The sequence below is a fragment of the Acinetobacter sp. UBA991 genome (assembly GCF_002292065.1).
GTDB lineage: Bacteria > Pseudomonadota > Gammaproteobacteria > Pseudomonadales > Moraxellaceae > Acinetobacter > Acinetobacter higginsii.
The window spans coordinates 53,625-71,525 of the sequence record NZ_DBBF01000014.1; the positions used below are offsets into that span (position 1 = coordinate 53,625).

At 32.6% G+C, this 17,901-nt stretch carries 13 protein-coding genes; 4 read left to right on the forward strand and 9 right to left on the reverse strand.

Annotated elements, in window-relative coordinates; all coding sequences use genetic code 11:
• The first annotated feature begins 97 nt into the window (after positions 1–97).
• Positions 98–565, forward strand: a complete 468-nt coding sequence (locus B2727_RS05610) for an Lrp/AsnC ligand binding domain-containing protein (RefSeq protein ID WP_241288465.1) — start codon at positions 98–100, stop codon at positions 563–565.
• Between the two features lie 42 nt (positions 566–607).
• On the opposite strand, the gene B2727_RS05615 is transcribed toward B2727_RS05610, so the two are convergent.
• Both B2727_RS05615 and B2727_RS05620 read right to left on the reverse strand, forming a co-directional pair.
• Positions 608–1,795, reverse strand: coding sequence for a capsule biosynthesis protein (locus B2727_RS05615; protein ID WP_241345260.1), 1,188 nt, complete (start codon positions 1,793–1,795; stop codon positions 608–610).
• A gap of 9 nt (positions 1,796–1,804) precedes the next feature.
• Entirely contained in the window at positions 1,805–3,877 is a 2,073-nt protein-coding gene (locus B2727_RS05620; protein ID WP_409449597.1) for a capsular polysaccharide biosynthesis protein, read from the reverse strand.
• 93 nt (positions 3,878–3,970) lie between these two features.
• Between B2727_RS05620 and B2727_RS05625 the strand changes: the two genes are divergently transcribed.
• The 3 genes from B2727_RS05625 to B2727_RS05635 all read left to right on the forward strand — a co-directional run bounded on the left by B2727_RS05625 (position 3,971) and on the right by B2727_RS05635 (position 7,096).
• On the forward strand, positions 3,971–4,981 hold the full coding sequence (locus tag B2727_RS05625) for a CgeB family protein (protein ID WP_241345258.1): 1,011 nt from the start codon (positions 3,971–3,973) through the stop codon (positions 4,979–4,981).
• Positions 4,974–5,972 carry a galactosyltransferase-related protein gene (locus B2727_RS05630; protein WP_241345257.1) on the forward strand — a complete coding sequence of 333 codons (999 nt, stop codon included), beginning with the start codon at positions 4,974–4,976 and terminating at the stop codon, positions 5,970–5,972. Before B2727_RS05625 ends, B2727_RS05630 begins: the two co-directional genes overlap by 8 nt.
• A gap of 137 nt (positions 5,973–6,109) precedes the next feature.
• Positions 6,110–7,096 (forward strand): hypothetical protein, encoded by a 987-nt coding sequence (locus B2727_RS05635; RefSeq protein ID WP_241345256.1) that lies wholly within the window; start codon positions 6,110–6,112, stop codon positions 7,094–7,096.
• A 207-nt stretch (positions 7,097–7,303) separates the two neighbouring features.
• On the opposite strand, the gene B2727_RS05640 is transcribed toward B2727_RS05635, so the two are convergent.
• The 7 genes from B2727_RS05640 to B2727_RS05670 form a co-directional block, all read right to left on the reverse strand.
• Positions 7,304–8,491 (reverse strand): hypothetical protein, encoded by a 1,188-nt coding sequence (locus B2727_RS05640; RefSeq protein ID WP_241345255.1) that lies wholly within the window; start codon positions 8,489–8,491, stop codon positions 7,304–7,306.
• Between the two features lie 338 nt (positions 8,492–8,829).
• On the reverse strand, positions 8,830–10,092 hold the full coding sequence (locus B2727_RS05645; RefSeq protein WP_241345254.1) for a glycosyltransferase: 1,263 nt from the start codon (positions 10,090–10,092) through the stop codon (positions 8,830–8,832).
• A 68-nt stretch (positions 10,093–10,160) separates the two neighbouring features.
• On the reverse strand, positions 10,161–12,890 hold the full coding sequence (locus B2727_RS05650; protein ID WP_241345253.1) for a hypothetical protein: 2,730 nt from the start codon (positions 12,888–12,890) through the stop codon (positions 10,161–10,163).
• A 29-nt stretch (positions 12,891–12,919) separates the two neighbouring features.
• Positions 12,920–13,885 (reverse strand): polysaccharide pyruvyl transferase family protein, encoded by a 966-nt coding sequence (locus B2727_RS05655; protein ID WP_241345252.1) that lies wholly within the window; start codon positions 13,883–13,885, stop codon positions 12,920–12,922.
• A gap of 45 nt (positions 13,886–13,930) precedes the next feature.
• Positions 13,931–14,782: a hypothetical protein gene (locus B2727_RS05660; RefSeq protein ID WP_241345251.1), complete on the reverse strand. Its 852-nt coding sequence runs from the start codon at positions 14,780–14,782 to the stop codon at positions 13,931–13,933.
• A gap of 39 nt (positions 14,783–14,821) precedes the next feature.
• Positions 14,822–16,135 (reverse strand): DUF6270 domain-containing protein, encoded by a 1,314-nt coding sequence (locus B2727_RS05665; RefSeq protein WP_277605528.1) that lies wholly within the window; start codon positions 16,133–16,135, stop codon positions 14,822–14,824.
• Positions 16,128–17,900: a heparinase II/III family protein gene (locus B2727_RS05670; protein ID WP_241345250.1), complete on the reverse strand. Its 1,773-nt coding sequence runs from the start codon at positions 17,898–17,900 to the stop codon at positions 16,128–16,130. The genes B2727_RS05665 and B2727_RS05670 overlap by 8 nt, the downstream gene beginning before the upstream one ends.
• Between the last annotated feature and the right edge of the window lies 1 nt (position 17,901).

Consider the following 17,901-nt stretch of genomic DNA (forward strand, 5'->3'; position numbering starts at 1 on the left):
TTTTTGGATCAATAGTTTTTTTCACTGATTTTATGACTATAATCTAGGTAATTTCATATTTTTGTCACGAAAAAATGAAAATAAAAGGGAATAAATGATGCGTAAATTAGACCGGATTGATCGCCAGATTTTAGATATTTTGCAACGTGAAGGCCGAATTGCCATCAGTGAGTTGGCCTCACGGGTCAACCTGTCCACCACGCCCTGCTCAGAACGAGTGAAGCGTTTAGAACGCGAAGGGATTATTGTGGGCTACTATGCTCGACTCAACCCAGCGTATGTCGATCGTAGCCTGCTGGTGTTTCTGGAAATCAAACTGTCTGCCAAATCTGGCGATGTATTTGATCAGGTGGCACGGGATTTGGTTGATATTCCAGAAGTACTGGAATGTCATCTGATTTCAGGTGAGTTTGATTATCTGGTCAAAGCACGCTTAAAGGAAATGAGTGCCTATCGCCGTCTATTAGGTGATTTATTAAAAAAACTACCGGCCTCTGCCTCTTCACATAGCTATATTGTGATGGAAGAGGTCAAAGAATCTTTATATTTAGATATGCGGATATAAACTTGTACCCAATAAAAAAGCCCTGATTGAAGGGCTTTTTTATTATTTCATCCAGAAATTTTTGCCGTAATAGGCCCCATTTAATTGGGTTATTTCAATCAGTTTTTCTCTGAATAAATGAAAATAGGCTTCATCGGGTGGAATCGGATTACACCAGAACGCATCCAGATCACCTTGTACGGTTAACCCAGGCAGATCATATAGGGAACGTCCCAAGGTTTTTACAGGAATGTGGTGATAAAGTGCCTGAATCCCCGTTGTACTGTTAATCGTGACCAAACCTAGACCATGTTTTAATAAAGTCGGCAAATGGATATCACAGAAATAATGAACCCGATCCTCTACCCCTAGCTTTGCTGAGAGGTTCTGAATCAACTGAGCATACTGACGATAGCCACGGTCCATCGGATGATGCTTGAGCACTAAATGATGTGCTGGGTTGGCATGCTGCGCAAAAGAGTGAAGAATTTCGACGATACACTCGCGAATATCCGTGTAATCACTATGCACACGAACCTGTGAATCATTATGCACTTGTAAGGTATAGATAAAATAATTCTTACTGTGTTGCTGAATAAAGGCATCAAAGCGCTTCGGCTCAACCAAGGAATTTTTAAAGCGCCTTAACATCGCCATAAACCAGTAGCCAAACTCTTGTAGGGGGTTATAACCTCGATGATGTCGATAAAAAGGATAAAGCCAGAACAGCAAAGCCCAACATAGGTAATATTGGAAGCCGCTCCACAGCATCAGGTGATAGTGATTATCACTGGATTCGCGATGCAGCTCTACAGCATCCTGATTATTTTCAGCTAAAAAAAGTTGTTTAAAATTCGAAAAGTCATTGACCCCATCTGCCTCGAAAGTCAGATAGTCGGGACGAATATAGCCTTCTTCAAACACAAAAAATTTGATACCAAGTTGCTGAGCAACTGCATGTGCCTGTTGATGGTAGAAACGGCAATCGCCGAAACATACAATCGCATCAATTTGATTCTGCTGAATATGTTCAGACAACCAAGCACCAAAATCAGTTGAGTTTTTTCGGTAATGCCAAATATTCGGGCGAGAGTGATAGTAACGCCAATCCCCTGCATTAAAATTGACTTTAAAACACTCAATTTGTTTGGTTGTAAGCCAGTCTGACAAATCTGTGAAGAATGAGCCTATTGGACCTTGTAATAACACAACTTTTTTGGCTGACAATAGCTCATCTAGATATATAGACAATCTCTAATCCTAAAACTTTATTTTCAATTCACGCAAGCGTGTAAACATCCATGACCAAACGCTTGATGGAGATTTCTCGGCCGTTTGCTGTAATTTGCATATCTGTTGCATCACATGTTCTGGTGTGACCAACGGAATCTGTAATATACGCGTCTGCGGTAAATTATAAACGGGATATTCTACCAAAACACTAAACGCTAACTCGTCCACTGTGAGCTTACGTTGTCTTCTCTCACATGTGTGTCGATCAACAGTAACACCCCAACCTGCATAAAACGGCATACCATAACAGTATACTTTAATGTTTCTTAACAGTGCTTCAAATCCAGATAAAGAGGTGATTGTGTGCAGCTCATCAATATATTCGAATAGTGTGATAATAGATACGTTTTTTTCAACCCGATCGACCAGATGCTTCATCTCATCCCATGCAATTTTGCCCTTTCTGAGTCCTTCTTCGACATCTGGATGAGGCTTATAAATAATATAAGCATTGGGGTGATTTTTTCGTACTTCTTGGATCAAAGCCAGATTGGTTTTAATGTCGATACCACCCAGTTGGATCGACAGGTCATCCTCAACTTGACCAACCACCAAAATTATTTTTTTCTCAATATTATTAAGTGCTTGAATACCATCTGAAAGCTGCTGACCGACGTTATATTTGGTCAGTTTATTTTGAATAATCTGCTGTACCAACGACTGAATACGCTGCTGTTGTTCTAAGCTAAGTTTGACCTGATTGAGTAGCTGTTCCAAGCGTGACGGGCGCGTGGCATCGTAGTAAATTCCGACATCATCAAAGACCAATGAAAAAGGCCTAATAAGTTTAGCACCGAGTCCCAACGAGCGAAGAAAGCCATCTTCAACCGTCCATACCTGTTGGTAGCCCTGTTGCTTGAGTAATGCCGCCTTTTTCCCCCACGCGACAATGGCTTGATCTTTAGCGGGTTTACGCCAATGTTTAAAGCGTAGTTCAACCTGAGGAAAGGCCAGAAAATCTTGAATAAAGCTCTTCTTCCATCGACTAAAACCATAAGCCACCACAGTTGTAGCGGGTATTTGTTTTTGAAATTCAATATTAGGAATCAGAGTCTCTACAATTTCCTGCAATTCACAGATCTGCTGTGAAACAGGCGAAATATATTTGGCATAGCGTACATAGGCGGCGACAAAGAGTTGTTCAATGCTCCGTGAGACCTGTCTACGGCTTTGAATCGCTTCAGGCAATTGCATGCGATCGTGTGTTAACCCCCAGCCTGCATACCACGGTATGCCAAAGCAATGCACAGGCTTACCGCACAATAATGCTTCGAAGCCTAATTGAGAACTCACCACATAGACTTCCGACATGTGTTGGCACAATTCGACCGGATTATAATTCTCTGCCAGTAGCTGGATATTGGGTGCATTGAGGTGCTCAAGTGAAAAGTGGCTTTTGGCTTTTCCGGCTAAAACATCAGGATGTATTTTCACCCAAATAGTTGCATCAGAATGATCAATTATCGCTTGTTGCAGCATGCTATTAAAACTTTCAGCCGATGCCATTGCATAGCGAATCGATTGATCCCCCATGGTTTGATCAACCACAAGGATATTTTTTTGATCACGAAATTTGCTTAATTCAAGTGATTGGTAATGTAAATTGTATTTGCTGATACCCGCATTCAAAATCTTCTGAATCAGTGCTTGTGCTTGTAATACTTGATCTTTTGAAAGTGATAACCCCAAAATTATTTTTTCTAAATCTGAGGATTGTGTCGCATCAAAATAGATGCCAGAGTGGTCTAAAACGACGGAAAGTGGCTGATAACCCGCTTTACCCAGACCTAAAGAGCGGATAAAACCATCTTCTGCGCACATGGCAATACCATGCTGCTCCAAAGCCAATGTTTGTGCTTTTTTAAAACTGTTCTTGCGCCCCCAACCCCAAAATATTTTATTATTTTTCGTGTTTGTGCGTTTTTTAATCTCTTGAGTCAATGAGTTATATAAATCATTGTTTTTAAAAAAATATATTTTCTTAATCCCAAAAGGAATGTAATCTAACATATGAACGTTTACAATGTTGGCGCAGTTCATTTACTATTATATCACATATTCTTTTCAAAATTTTTCCTAACCTATGGTGGGGGATATTTGAAACTAAGCCACTAATTCAAATTAAGTTTTTTAATGGAAAAATCAATTAACATTTTAGCTGTCTTGGATGACTTTACATTTAGCGCGCTTGATTTAGAAGCTAACGTAAATTTAATTTCATACCAGCACTGGTTCTATCATTTTTTCCCAGGGAAGATTGATTTTGTTTTAGTTGAATCTGCATGGTTAGGTCAACAGCGGAAATGGCAATACCATATCGCAGACTATCCCGAACATCCAAGACGCAATAATGATAAAGTCAAAGCACTGATTCAATGGGCTAAAAAACATCAAATTCCAACAATTTTCTGGAATAAAGAAGACCCGTATCATTTTGATCAATTTATTGATTCTGCACGTTTATTTGATTTTATTTTTACTACTGACCGTGCATCTATCCCGAATTATCAAGGCTTGTGTCCAGACTCGAAAATAAATTATTTGAATTTCCCGTTTCAGCCCAAAATTCACTATCCTGCCCCAATCAACCAAACAGTTTCTCGTTCTAGCTTATTTATGGGCAGCTATATGCATCATATGTTCCCGGAACGTCGTCAATGGCAAGATATCTTATTTGAAGCTGCGGCACCACATGGCCTATGCATCATCAACCGACACGATGACAAAAAAGATAAAAATTATAAGTTCCCCACAACGCTAAAAGCTGAATATTTACACTCGGTTCCTTATCGTGAGACGGGACATATTATGCGTAAATTTCAACAAATCATTAACGTCAACTCTGTTACCACTTCCCCAACTATGCTCTCAAGAAGAGTAGTCGAAGGGATGGCCTGTGGTCGTCTGGTGATTAGTAACCCGAGTCTTGCTCTACAGAATTTATTTCCTGAACTGTGTGAAGTGGTTGAAACACAAGAACAGGCAAATGAATTATTTGCCCAACTCAGTTACGGGCTTAGTCAGCAACAAAACGAAAAAATACGTTATGCTTGTGATCATGTATTCACCCACTATACGGTGAAACAATGGTTAAAAGACATCCTCAACAGTTGCCAAATCGATCACCCCTACTTATATGCTTAAATTTTTTTTCTCGAAAAAGAAAAGACCTGATTATGGTACGGTTGATTTATCAATCGTCATCCCGATCGACTTAAGCTATCGTAGCCATGATATTTTGCAACGGATCGAGCGTCTGGCCGCGATTGCACAAGACCAGTCCATTGGTTTTATTTTAGGCTGTAATGCACAGCCAGAACGCCAAGTACAACAACTCAAAAAGATCATTGCATGCTGCCCACAAATCACGCTGGTGATTAACCACAGTAGTAGCGGCCATCTTTCTCACTTAAGAAATATTGCATTGGCGCAAGTACAAACACGCTATGTGATGTTTCTGGATATCGATATTCATATCAATCTTGAGCAAATCCACAACGCATTTACCGAGGTACAACAGCATCCTGCACAGTTGTGTATGTACCCATGTTTGTATTTGAGTAAAAAGGGCAGCAAGCAGGTCAACCGCCTGACATTAGCAGAATTTAGACACGCATATTATGACTTTAGGCGAGATCTGATTTTACATCTCGCCTTCCCATCGTCCATCATTATTACCGACTTAAAGTCTGTACACGCAATTGAAGGGTTTGATGAACAATTTATAGGACATGGCTATGAGGATTTTGATTTTATGCTGCGCTTGTTTCAGCATAAAGGCTTGATCGACTATCAACCCGCCTTATTACTTGATGAAACCTATCTCGCACCGATGATGGCAACAGGTTTCCGAGCCATTTTGGCAGAGAGCCAACTGGAACAATTGCTTAAAAAACAATACTTTTTACATATCCATCATGAAAAAGATAAAAAGAGTCTCTATCACCAACAGCGGCAAGCCAACCAGCAACGCTTTGAAATGAAACTCAAACAGATAAATGTAGAAGCGATAGTAACTGATACCACCCCACCTTATCTGTTGAAAACATTCTTTCAGTTGTTAGCTCAGCAGAAAATTAAGCGCCCTGAATATTCTGCACTTTGGGCAGAAATTCAAGGGCATAAGTTGAGATGATAAGAAATTACAATTTAAAATTTATTCTTACTTTCTAATTACATCTTTTTTATAGAAAAACTATATTTTAAAAAGACAGCCTTATTCTAATCCAATGAGTCCAAAACACACATAATCCATCATATTAGGATTACGCTATGAAATACCATCTGCTTATTTTTTCATCCTTACTCATTTGCAGCTACGCAAAAGCTGAAATTTCCTCTTTCTTTTTAGACATACAACAGATGGATCGATATGGGGAAAAATATAGAGTAGATATATTAAAAGACATATGTGAAAGTAAAGAAGAACATGACCTTGTTATCATTAATGTCATTAACAGCAACGGAAGCTTAAATGATCTTTATTTAAATAAAATTCAACCTTACTATAAATGTTTTAATAAAGTTTTTTTCTCAGTGAATTCAAAGAAATGGGAGAAGAAAAATAATGACTGGAAAGATAGCAAATATTACAATGGTATAATGGACAAAAATTTCTCCCAACAAAATATAAATTATGCTTTAAAAAATGCAAACTCCATATTAAAAAAATACCCCAACATGAATTTTAGCTGGTATATTCATTATGAGGCAAACTTAAACTATTTCACAAATGACTCAATAAAGGATGCTTATAAAAACTATCTAAAAACGCTTTCAGATTCATTATACAAAATTAAATCAGCTGATATTTTATGGTCACCAGCATTTTGGACACCTTATAGTACATTAAAGGAGAAGGATAAGATAAAACTTGAAATTAATCTCAATGATCTATTTAAAAGTACACCAAAAATCACATGGATACATTTCCAAGATTTTTTAGGTCAAACATCTTATACGACATGTGACACGCCGACATGTCTGCGTCCAGCTATTATTAATAGGAATTTTAACAGTGAAAGTGATGAATGCCTAAATACAAAAGGAAATTATTCAATTTTGCAGCAAGCTATAAAAGGTACAAACATTAAAAACTTAAAAGTTAATATGGAGCTTTTTACACAAAATAAAAATTCTTCTACCTCTTTCATACCAGCACCACAAAGCACGATTTCTGAAAGAGAAAAATGCTATTTACAAAACAATATACCAATCGGAATTTCATTTGAAATGCTATACTGGAATAAATTAGACTAGTGATTTACTCATCAAATATATTAAAAAACAGTTTACAAACTATTTATTAATTAAAATATTTACCAGCATTACCTCCAACCATTATCCACATAGAAAAAATTTTACCAAAAATTAAATTCATATCGTGCGGCAAGTTTGAAAAATAGAAATATTAAGTATTCAAAATAATTTATTGAATACTTAATAAAAATATATATTTAAAGGTAGCTATTTAACTACTATATTATCATGAAAAAGCTGCCATATGTTTGCACCATTCCCTTTAAATGCACTTGATGTCCAATATACATTAAATGAAACGCTCCCATTTTGATTATAAATTGGACTAAAACTTGCCTTATACGGTGCTAAATCTTTTCCAGATAGCAATGGTTTTTCAGAAACTTTAAAATTTTCTCCATTCGGACCTAAAGCAAAATATAAGTTCTTACTAGAAAAATTATCGTTAATCAATAAAATAGTCTGTTTTCCTACAAATCTTGCTTCTAAATGCCATGGATCAATATTTTTCGGATTATCAATAAAATGAGCATCACTCCATATACCCTCTAAATTAGCAGATGTTCTATATGCAATTGTTGCTTTATTCTTTCTATATCCGACATAATATAAATACCATAGATTATTCTCAGTATTATATAAGATAGAAGGTGATAAAATTGGATCTTTATAACTATTCGAGAATAAAACTTTTTCTTCAGACCATTTAACTCCATCTTTTGACGTAACATATCGTAAATCAAATAACCTATTATTAACATTACCATGTAGAGAGTTGACAGTTCTCCACATCATAATTAACTCCCCTTTAAACGGATCATAACCAAAATTAATATCAGAGTTATATGCTTTATCATCACTATTAATTTTTTTTGGTATCTCAGAAAGAGGTTGTTTAAATCTTGAAATTAAATCAAAATTTTCTAAATTATTGCTTTCATAGATAGTCGGATTTTCATACACATCTTGTGTATTATGATATGGAGTAATACCTAACCAGTATTTATTTTTTTCCACTAATTTGTCTTGAAAATCTAAAAACATTGGATGCACGACGTGGTCATTGGCAAAATACGGTGTATCTAATCGAATTTTTTCTCTTTGTACCAAAGTAATTTTTTCTAGCTCTTCAATTGTAATCTCACTACTTAGTTTTCTAGGTAGCAAACCATTAGGTATCGGAAAAAACTGACCACATTCATCTAAAGAACGCATGATTTTTATACCATTGTCAGTTAAAGCAGAAATATCTAAAGCTTTTTTACATGGAAATGGTTCTATAGGCTTAGATGGTTCAACTACCTTTGGTACTTCTACTTCTTTTGTCGTTGTTTCACCACCACCACACGCAGTAAGGTACAGTGAAGTAAGTAGTACTAAGTTCTTTAGTTTCATAAGATATTGATAATAATATGTTAATATTAATTAAATGAGTTGAAATTCCAAATCACTTTTAGTGTTAGATAAATTCAGACCATTTATACCCCAGCCACATTGTAATTGTTTTGTATGTATTTAGTATTAAATTTTAATTATAAATAAAGACATAAATGATTCCCGAATCTAAGAATAGAAAAATTATAGTGATTTTTAACTAAATAGTTAAATAACAATGCTTTAATACAAATATCTAGTCTATAAAATAATTTTAAAGTGGCTTCTTTATTCCATAGTATAAAAAGAAAAATTTTACATTTAGCATAAAATTCAAAAGAAATTTGACACAGCAGAAGTTAGCCAAGATCAGATCTACTGGCATGATTTTCAAGAAGTGGAAATAAAATATTATTGATAAAAAAATCAGATGTGATGAAATAATCAGACATTTCAGGCGCAAAGTAACAAGATTGCGCATATAGGCTCTTAATAAGATTACTTGAAACTATACAATTAGTTGGTAATTTTAGTACAGTAATATAATTCTCAATAAATTCAGGCCATTTTTTGGATTCGCTGAAATGATCTTCAAGCTTTTTTCTAAGAATATATAAGTTTTCATTATTATGGACATTTAACTGCTCTTCAAAATCTTTGTTGGAAATACTTGCTAAATTCCTACCACTGAAGTTCGAATATTGAAATCTTTCAAAATTTAATGGTGTTACTAAGCCTTTTACACCGCCAAAAAAACCTAATACACAAGCAGGGCGTTCACACGCTATGGCTTCTAACACAACTCGTCCTACCCCGGCTACGCCTGAAAAATGATTAATAAGCTTTGGTATGTCGTACTGCTGTCCTATGAACTCAACAAAATTTCCTAAACCTAATTCAACAATACTATTTTCAAAATATGTTCTATCCCCGCCCTCTCCAGCAATAACAATTCCTTTAATACCAGCCTTGTGTGCATATTTTAAGAAATCTAAAATTCCAGGCAATTTTTCTTTACTTAATCTACAAATGATAAGCCATCGTTCATCAACAGATTTTTCTAATATTTTCTTAAACCTGAAAGTATTTATCAAATTTGAATGAACATTAGTAACTTTTCTATCATCAACCCAGGGTAAGAAAGTATCTTGCACCTCATTTGAAACAAAGTTGATATGAGATAGATTTGGTATTACAACGTCTTTAAATATTTTTTTTTCAATTTCACTTAAAACATGAAAATTCATTACACCATGTATTGTCATGCAGCAATTTATGTTATTAATTCTAGCCGCTAAAGTTCCTATAAGAGCTGTGAATGCATCATGCACATATAACAATTCTAGTTTTTTATCAATAATTATCGTATTTAAAAAATCAATTACATCAATAAAAAAACCTATACTTCTTCTATTATTACTTTCTAATATAAATATGTCTTCAACATTGTACCAATTAAATATACTTTTATCTAAAACATTATCATGCGCAATAATTAAAAAATAAACCTTAACTCCTTTACTAACTAGAGTGCTAACTTCACCTTTCAATCTAGTTTCAAGTCCACCAACTAAAAGGCCTTCTAGAATGATCAACACAGATTTCACTCTCTTGTTAAACATAGAGTTTCCCTTCTTAAAAATAGGGATTAGCAAGTCTATCCTGCTAATCCCTAAAAAATATTAAATGTTTAAATCCTACTATTTCTTTTTACACCTTTTATAGTCCGTTTCGCTGTGCTTATAGGTTTACTTTCAGGAACATGGTCATTTACCATTTCAGAGACATTAACCGACAGAACTTCTTTAGTGTTATGCTCTACTTTGTTCTCATCAACATTAGAAAAAAAGACATTTTTAAAATTATTTTCTTTTAAAATTATTCCATCTTTAGATGTTGCTTCAACTTCATTAATTAATGCAGGAGAAAGAACAATATCAAACAATTGAATCTTTGAAGCAGTATCCCAAATCCAAATATCATCACCAGAAACTTTAGATAATAGTCCTATATTTAGTGTATTTTTTGGCAATGGTATTTTAATACTATTTAGCCCACTAAATAAAGAAATATCCTCTATATAAATAATTTCATCATCAGCTTGAATAAAATAAAAAATTCGATCAGAAGAGTTCGGATTAAAATAAGGTAAAGATAATTTTAATTCAACACTCTTAAATGATGATAAAATTTCAATTTTCGATAGATCGACATTAAAAGAAGTAATATCTCCCTTAGATGGCTTAGCTGTTAATGAATACTCATAGGGTCTACCTACGATATGAATTGGTTTTATATCAATTCCTCGTGGTTTCAATAAATTAAAAGAGACTTGTTGTAAAAGGTTTTTCGATTTTTTATTTTTCAATGAAAAGATAGAAAAATTTCTTTCATCAGAAAAATAATCTTGACCTCTAAGTACTCGCTTATGGGGTGTTTGGTTACAAAATAAATCAACATCTTGATTTATGATTCTAAAATTTTTTAAGCGTATAGATAAGTTAGCTGACGTTAGCTCAATATCAGATAATGCTTTAATAACCAATTCGAAAGAACCATCATCATCTAATTCAGTCGTAGCAGTCATATATTCAGACTTGACACCATAATTTAAAAAGCTCAGTGTTTTTCCACCACCATTTATTTGGTATTCAAGTTGTTTTGTATTCAAATAGTCAGTAAAGTTAAAAGAAAATTCAATTCCTTTTTTTTCTAGATCAGCTGTACAGATATTAATCTTTAATTTAAGAAAACCATCTTTCTTAATACGTAATGCATGTGGAACTACAGCTAGATTATCTTCAAAGACTTTGATATCAACATGCCCATGCGTCACAAACTTATTTTCAATTCTGTAGCTTAAATTTGAACTAGTAAGATTTTGCTCTAAATTTAAAAGCGCTTCTTTCTTTTCTAAATTATCTAAAAATTGAACATAACTCTCTGCACGCTTAAGCCAATCGTGTTCTTGGGCTAAAGCAATACTTGCTTCTGCTAACTCTTGATTCCAATTTAATAATCCAAGTTTAACCTGCTCAGCAAACTCCAATGCATTACTACCAGAACGAACAATATCAAATTGTGTACATTCAATCATGTAAGAAGTAACAACTACTGGTTTTGCAAGACTAAAATATTCAAAAAGTTTTAATGGTGAGGTTGTTTTAGCAATTGAACCTTTTTCAAAAGGAATAATGCTACAATCGAACCAAACTGCATAATTGGCTAAGTCAGTATAATCAATCGCACCATACCAGTGGATATTATCCCTTTTAGGTAAAGCACTTTCATCTACAGCATATAATGGACCAATATAAACAAAATTATATTCAGGCAGTAAATCAGCAACTCTTTCTATGAGATCATAGTCTAGCCAAGGTGCTATAGCTCCATAATAACCAATAATTGGTTTTTTTTGGCTAATAATTTTATTGAAATCATCTTTAACAATAGAATTTTCACGGTCAAGTAAAAAATGACTACAATTCACACCATTTGGATTAAGTAGTACCTTATATTTTGGAAATCTTTCTTGCATTTCTTCATATAAAACTTTTGCAGTCGCAATTACACCAAATGTATTATCATTATTTAAAGTATTAAATCGACGTGTAAGTTCTTTAGCATATGTTGAAGAAATTTTTGGATCAATGTGATCTACATATTCATAAATTAAACGGTTATTTGTAGCTTTAACTTGCTGCATTTCTCTATTAGGCGAGGTCGAATAAAAAATAACATAAGTATTATCGAACGTTGATAAAAATTTATCATAATAATTGTGCTCTACAATATATAATCCTTTTCCATTAGATACTACATCAGAGAAAACATCATCAACCTGATTTGAAAAGTAAATAAAAATAGCATTTTGTTCGGCAAGAGCAAGTGCCATGTGTTGTGGTCGTTGGAATAATGGAATATTCCAACTAATAAAAGGAGGAATACATATTATTTTTTTATTATCAGCAATATGTTTCTTAATTTCTAATGAAAATTTTTCCCAACCAAATAGTTGTAAATCTTCATTTGGTATAGCCGTAAAATAATCTGTCTGCTTCAGAACAGAAACATTTGGTTTATGAATAACTAAAGGTGACCCACTAATGATAGACGTATCACTTGCTGCTACTTCAATTTGAGAATAATCTTCTGCTAATATTGAAGATAAATTATATTCAAAATAACCAATTTTATGCGTATTTCTGATTTCCGAAAACTTTTTCCAGTCTTTCTGACCCTGAAAATTTAAAAAAGATTTATAAGCCCAATCTGGGATTAATTTATCTGCTTTAATAGTAAAAGTTTTATCAGCAAGCTTTAATGTTACATCTTGAATATTATCGGCTTCATTTATATCAATCAAAATACCATAAAGCTTAACATTATCTCTAATTCTAACAAATCCAAATTTACTCATATTAAATCACCCATTCAAATTTCTATAAATTAACTCAATACTGATTTTCTTAAAAAATCTGTCCCTTGCTTTGCAAAAGAAACTAAATCATCATAATTACTAAAATTTGTCCCTTTATCCAATAAGACTTCACACTTTTCAACCAGTTTTTCGTCTTTCCAATTACTGTTGAATTCTTGATTGTTTGTTTGCTTCATAAAGGAAATAAATTTATCTGCGCCACTCAGAGGAATGAAATCAACTTTCATTTTATATGCAGCAATAATTCCATGAAATTTCATACTCAGTAAATATTGACACTCAGCTATTTCTTCACTAAGGCTTTCCTCATTATCTCTAATCACAATATCCATATTCGGATATTTAAAATTGTGGAGAATTTCATAATCGTCTTTGAGTGTGCGACCAGTACCTAGCAAAATAAATTTAATCTTATACCCTCGACTTGAAAACAAATTTAAAGCTCTTTCTATGTTTTCAGTAACATATTGGGTTTGATGTCTTAAAATAACTCCTAATATTTTTTTCTTTTCTTTCTTAGGAAAATCCATAGATAGTACTAAATCAGGGTAATAAACTAGTTTTGGATCATCAATTCCTATTTTATTTTGAACCCAATTTTTACTTTCTTCATCACGGCAAGCAATTAATTTAACATTTGAATGTGATAAAAAACTTTTATAAAACTCTAGTAACTCTGGCTTAGCTCCACCCCAAGTAGGTACACCAACCCCATATATATATATAGGTTTGGTTAGAAACAAATCATTCCAATATAGCCAAGATTTACTCCAAGGAATAATTAAATCCCCTCCACCGATAATAATTTTATCAACAGAATTTACTACTTGTTCAAAATTACTAACTAAAGTACTATTCAATGGGTCATGAAATAAAACTAGTTCATGATCTGGAAAAAGCTGCTGATAGCATTGATAAAATAGCTCATCACCGTAATTCCCCCATCCAAAATAACCTACCAAGCCAATTTTCATATAATAACACTCCATAAAGATATAACTTATCAACAAATTAACTGACTAGTTTATAAAATCAGCCTGAATAGCATCTGTCCAATCGTCAGAATGCTCAAAACAAATCAAAAACTGCTGGATATAATTAAAAGCGAGATCAATATTTCCCTCATCACAATTACCATAAATCACTTTCGCTTTTTCTGGGCATTTTATTTTTTCTAAGAAAGGCGTTAAATGTAAATCCATATAATTAGAAAATTGGTTTTGTAAACAAACAACATTATTATCCATAATCAAAGCATATAGTTTTGTTAAATCAGGGCAAATCAATTCCAACTTTTTACTCATGTTTAAATTACTATCTGAAAAACAATATTTTGCAAAATTTTTAATAGAATCCTCTTGATTTAAACCTGAGATTTTTGTTTGAGGATTAACAACAAAAGCTAATGAATTTTTAAAAAACCATGAGAAAAATAATGCTGCAAAACCACCACTATTTTTACCAAAAAAAATCTGTTTTTTAGATTTTAAAGATTTATCAATATGACGAATAGTCTTAAGCAATATATCCTGTAAATTAATATCTCTATATTTCCCAGCAAACCACGCAACATCTAACTTATCATCAATTAACAAGTTTGGATCAGAGAAAAAAACTTGATTTGCTATTTTCGATTTAAATACATCTGAATAATATGGCAATATAATATCTTTATTATAAACAGTATTACTAAAAAAATAGTTCGTAGTTTCTGCATTATTATTTTCTATAAGGACATCATAGAATAGGCCACCACATTGAAAACAATGCATTCCTGTTTCAAAATAGTTATGAGATAAAAAAAAATCTAAGCTTTCGTACCAGAAAACTTTTCTATCTCTACTTCTAACATCTCTAAGCCGCTTTGCCATGAGTATCCTTTAACTAAAAAGATGGAATAATGCATTTATTCACTTAAAATAATAATCCGAAAATGCTTTAGCTGATTCAGGAGAACTTCTACTCCAATAGAAGCCAGAATATTTATCAAAATTATCTTTGGTAATTTGAGCAATTTTTTTTGCAGGGCTACCTGCAACTACTGTAAACGGCTCTATATCACGTAATACAACAGAATTTGCTCCAATGATTGCACCTGTACCAATTTTTACATTGCCTAGAATTTTTGCTCCTGTAGAAATATATACTTCATCACCAATATCAGGCACACCAGATCGATCGCCACCAATAGTCACTTGTGAGCCTATCGTACAGCGTTCACCTAACTTAGCAGCGTAATGAATAATGATGCCTATTCCACCGTAGGAGAACACACTATTTTTACCAATTATGCACTGATATGGAATAGAAGAGCTATGGATCAAAAGATTTAAATTGTATAGTTTTTTTGCTAATTCAATATTATTGTTTAAGTAGGCAGATCTAGCTTCTTGATACACTGAATATGCAGAAGGAATATTATCTAAAATCGAATCAAAATGATTTAAGTATTTTTCAACATTACTATCTTGCACTAAATACTTTTTGTTTTCCTCAGCTTTTAGCATCATATTTTTTAAAAAATTAAGTGAGTAATAATAAAAATCACTAGTGTAGTGATATGCTGCCACCCCCCATTTATGTTTACTATCACAGACAAATAATTCCTTAGGATAGCTTAAAAAAACTATGTCTTTATATTTGTTTTTAAGATATTGGTACACCTTGTCTAAAAATGAATTAGTACTATCAATAAATGAGCCATTTTTAAATAAAAAATCTCCAGCTTCATTTATATTTGACCAATAAACCTCATTAACAATTATTTTATTATTTTTTTTATGATTCACTGCAAATTGGTAAAAAACATCAAAACCTTTAATAAAGAAATTAAAGTGCTCTTGACTGAATTTTTCTATAATTTTAGTTGCAGCAGGATCAATTGAATTATCTAAAAAACTTAAAGCTAGCTCAGTAGAATTAGTAACATAAGTATCATATACAGAAATCAAGCCAAATCTTTCATCAATAAAATCAACAATGTAAAAATCCGAATCATTTGAAAAAAAAACATTTAAATCATTAACATTTAAATCATTACTAACCATATTTCTCTGAAATGAAGATTTAATTTTTTCTAGATTAAGATTCTTTTCCAATGGTTTAAAACAAAATCGTGCAAAAGAAGAGCGTGCAATATATTGTAACACTTCAAATGGTTTCTCTATTTCAAACTCAAAAGCATCTCTTGTAACACAACTACCTAAAATAGAAATTTTAATCATGAGGCTCTCCAAGACCAAATTGAAAAAACGATTTTAAAGTATAATTTCTCTCATTCTTAGCAATGAACCGGACTAAGACTGTTTGCATTTCCTCTAAACTGTTGTACTTTTTTGATCTAACGCATTTAAAATAATGTGAAATATCAGTAAAGTTTCTAGAATAATCAACTAAAAAGTCTTGCTCTGAATTAAAAGTAATTTTTAACTCCGTATTCTTGCTTTTAGACTTAATATAAATCTCATTATTTAAAATAACTATGTCTTTATCACTAGGAAAATTAAATATTGTTACAACCTCATCTTCAACCTGACCACTTGTGTTAATTTGATCTGTAATACTTAAGCTATCTTTTCCACTATAAGTAATGGATCTAATATATGAGAAATCTTTAAACATAAAGCTTTCCGTTTCTAAATATACTAATTCATTCGAGTTAATCCATGTTTTAATTCTTGACGGCTTTACCAAAGTTAAGTCTTGACGTTCAATTGGATTAATTAAGGGCGTCATTAAATTGTGTGAATACCTTGATCTGAAAAACTCTCTTATTGGATCATGATGCTCATGTTTATATAGCCCACCATCACATAGCCATTCTTCATTAAACGCAAATAGGGATATTGCACAGTCATCATCTTGTTTATGATATTTACTCAAAAAACCATTTTTCAAAACTAGATGAAGTCTTTCATTAAAATTATCAATATCTGAATTGCTTTGTATAACAACCCAACCAGTCTTTTCAGCAATATAGTTCACATATTCAGGTGGTGTTCCCTCTGCACCTTTAGAAACTGTATATAAGAAATTTCTATAGGCTTCGCTCTGTAAGTTTAATCTAAAGTTTTGAATATTTTTTTCTTCTGTATCACCTATATAAGGTAATTTTACATCTGGCCGAATGATATAAGCTAGATATTCAATTGCTTTGTCTATTAACAGTGAACAGTCACCTTCAAATAATTTATTATTTGTCGATTTTTCTTTTTCTATTATTTCTACTATTTGATTAATATGAACCAAACTTCCTAAAAATACAAAATGATACTCTGGGCTATTCTCTATATGCACTCCATCTCGAAAGGCAAACAAGAATTCATCTCTAAGCCTTTGCAATGATAGTTTTTGAAAATCTACAATTTTTTTATTATCATAAAAGATATGACTTGCCAAATATAGTGCATTTGACTGCAATAACCCATGGTTAGTTTGTTTTGTATAGAATCGATCTAATGACAGCACATACATATGCATTAGACACAGTTCTTTTAAATCATCGACTTCTTCACCTTTATAATAAAAATAAAGATATAAAGAAAAAAAATTCTCCAATCTATTGGCTGTAGCATGATCATTCCATGCAAATATATTTTTAACGTCCTCTTTTTCTATGAAAAACTCTTTCCATGTTTTAATTTCATTAATGAGGGTATTAATATGACTATTATCTTTATCACTCTCATACGCCGCTATAAAATGTGATATAAATGAAAAACTATGTTTTCTCCATTGATAGTTATAATCAATATTTATATCGTCCTTCCAATTTAATGGAAAGCTAAAATCTGCTAAGTTGGATACTGTATTAATGGCACTTTTTTTATCAATACCTCCCCACCACCTTTGGATGCGTTGTTTAAAGTAGTGGCTATTTTTTAAACTATCGTCTACGTAAGGTTCGAAGAAGCCTTGTTTAAATTTAATTTTGATGTCATTTACAGTGCTCTGCAAACTCACTTCTAAAAACTTTGAATCATTCATCATC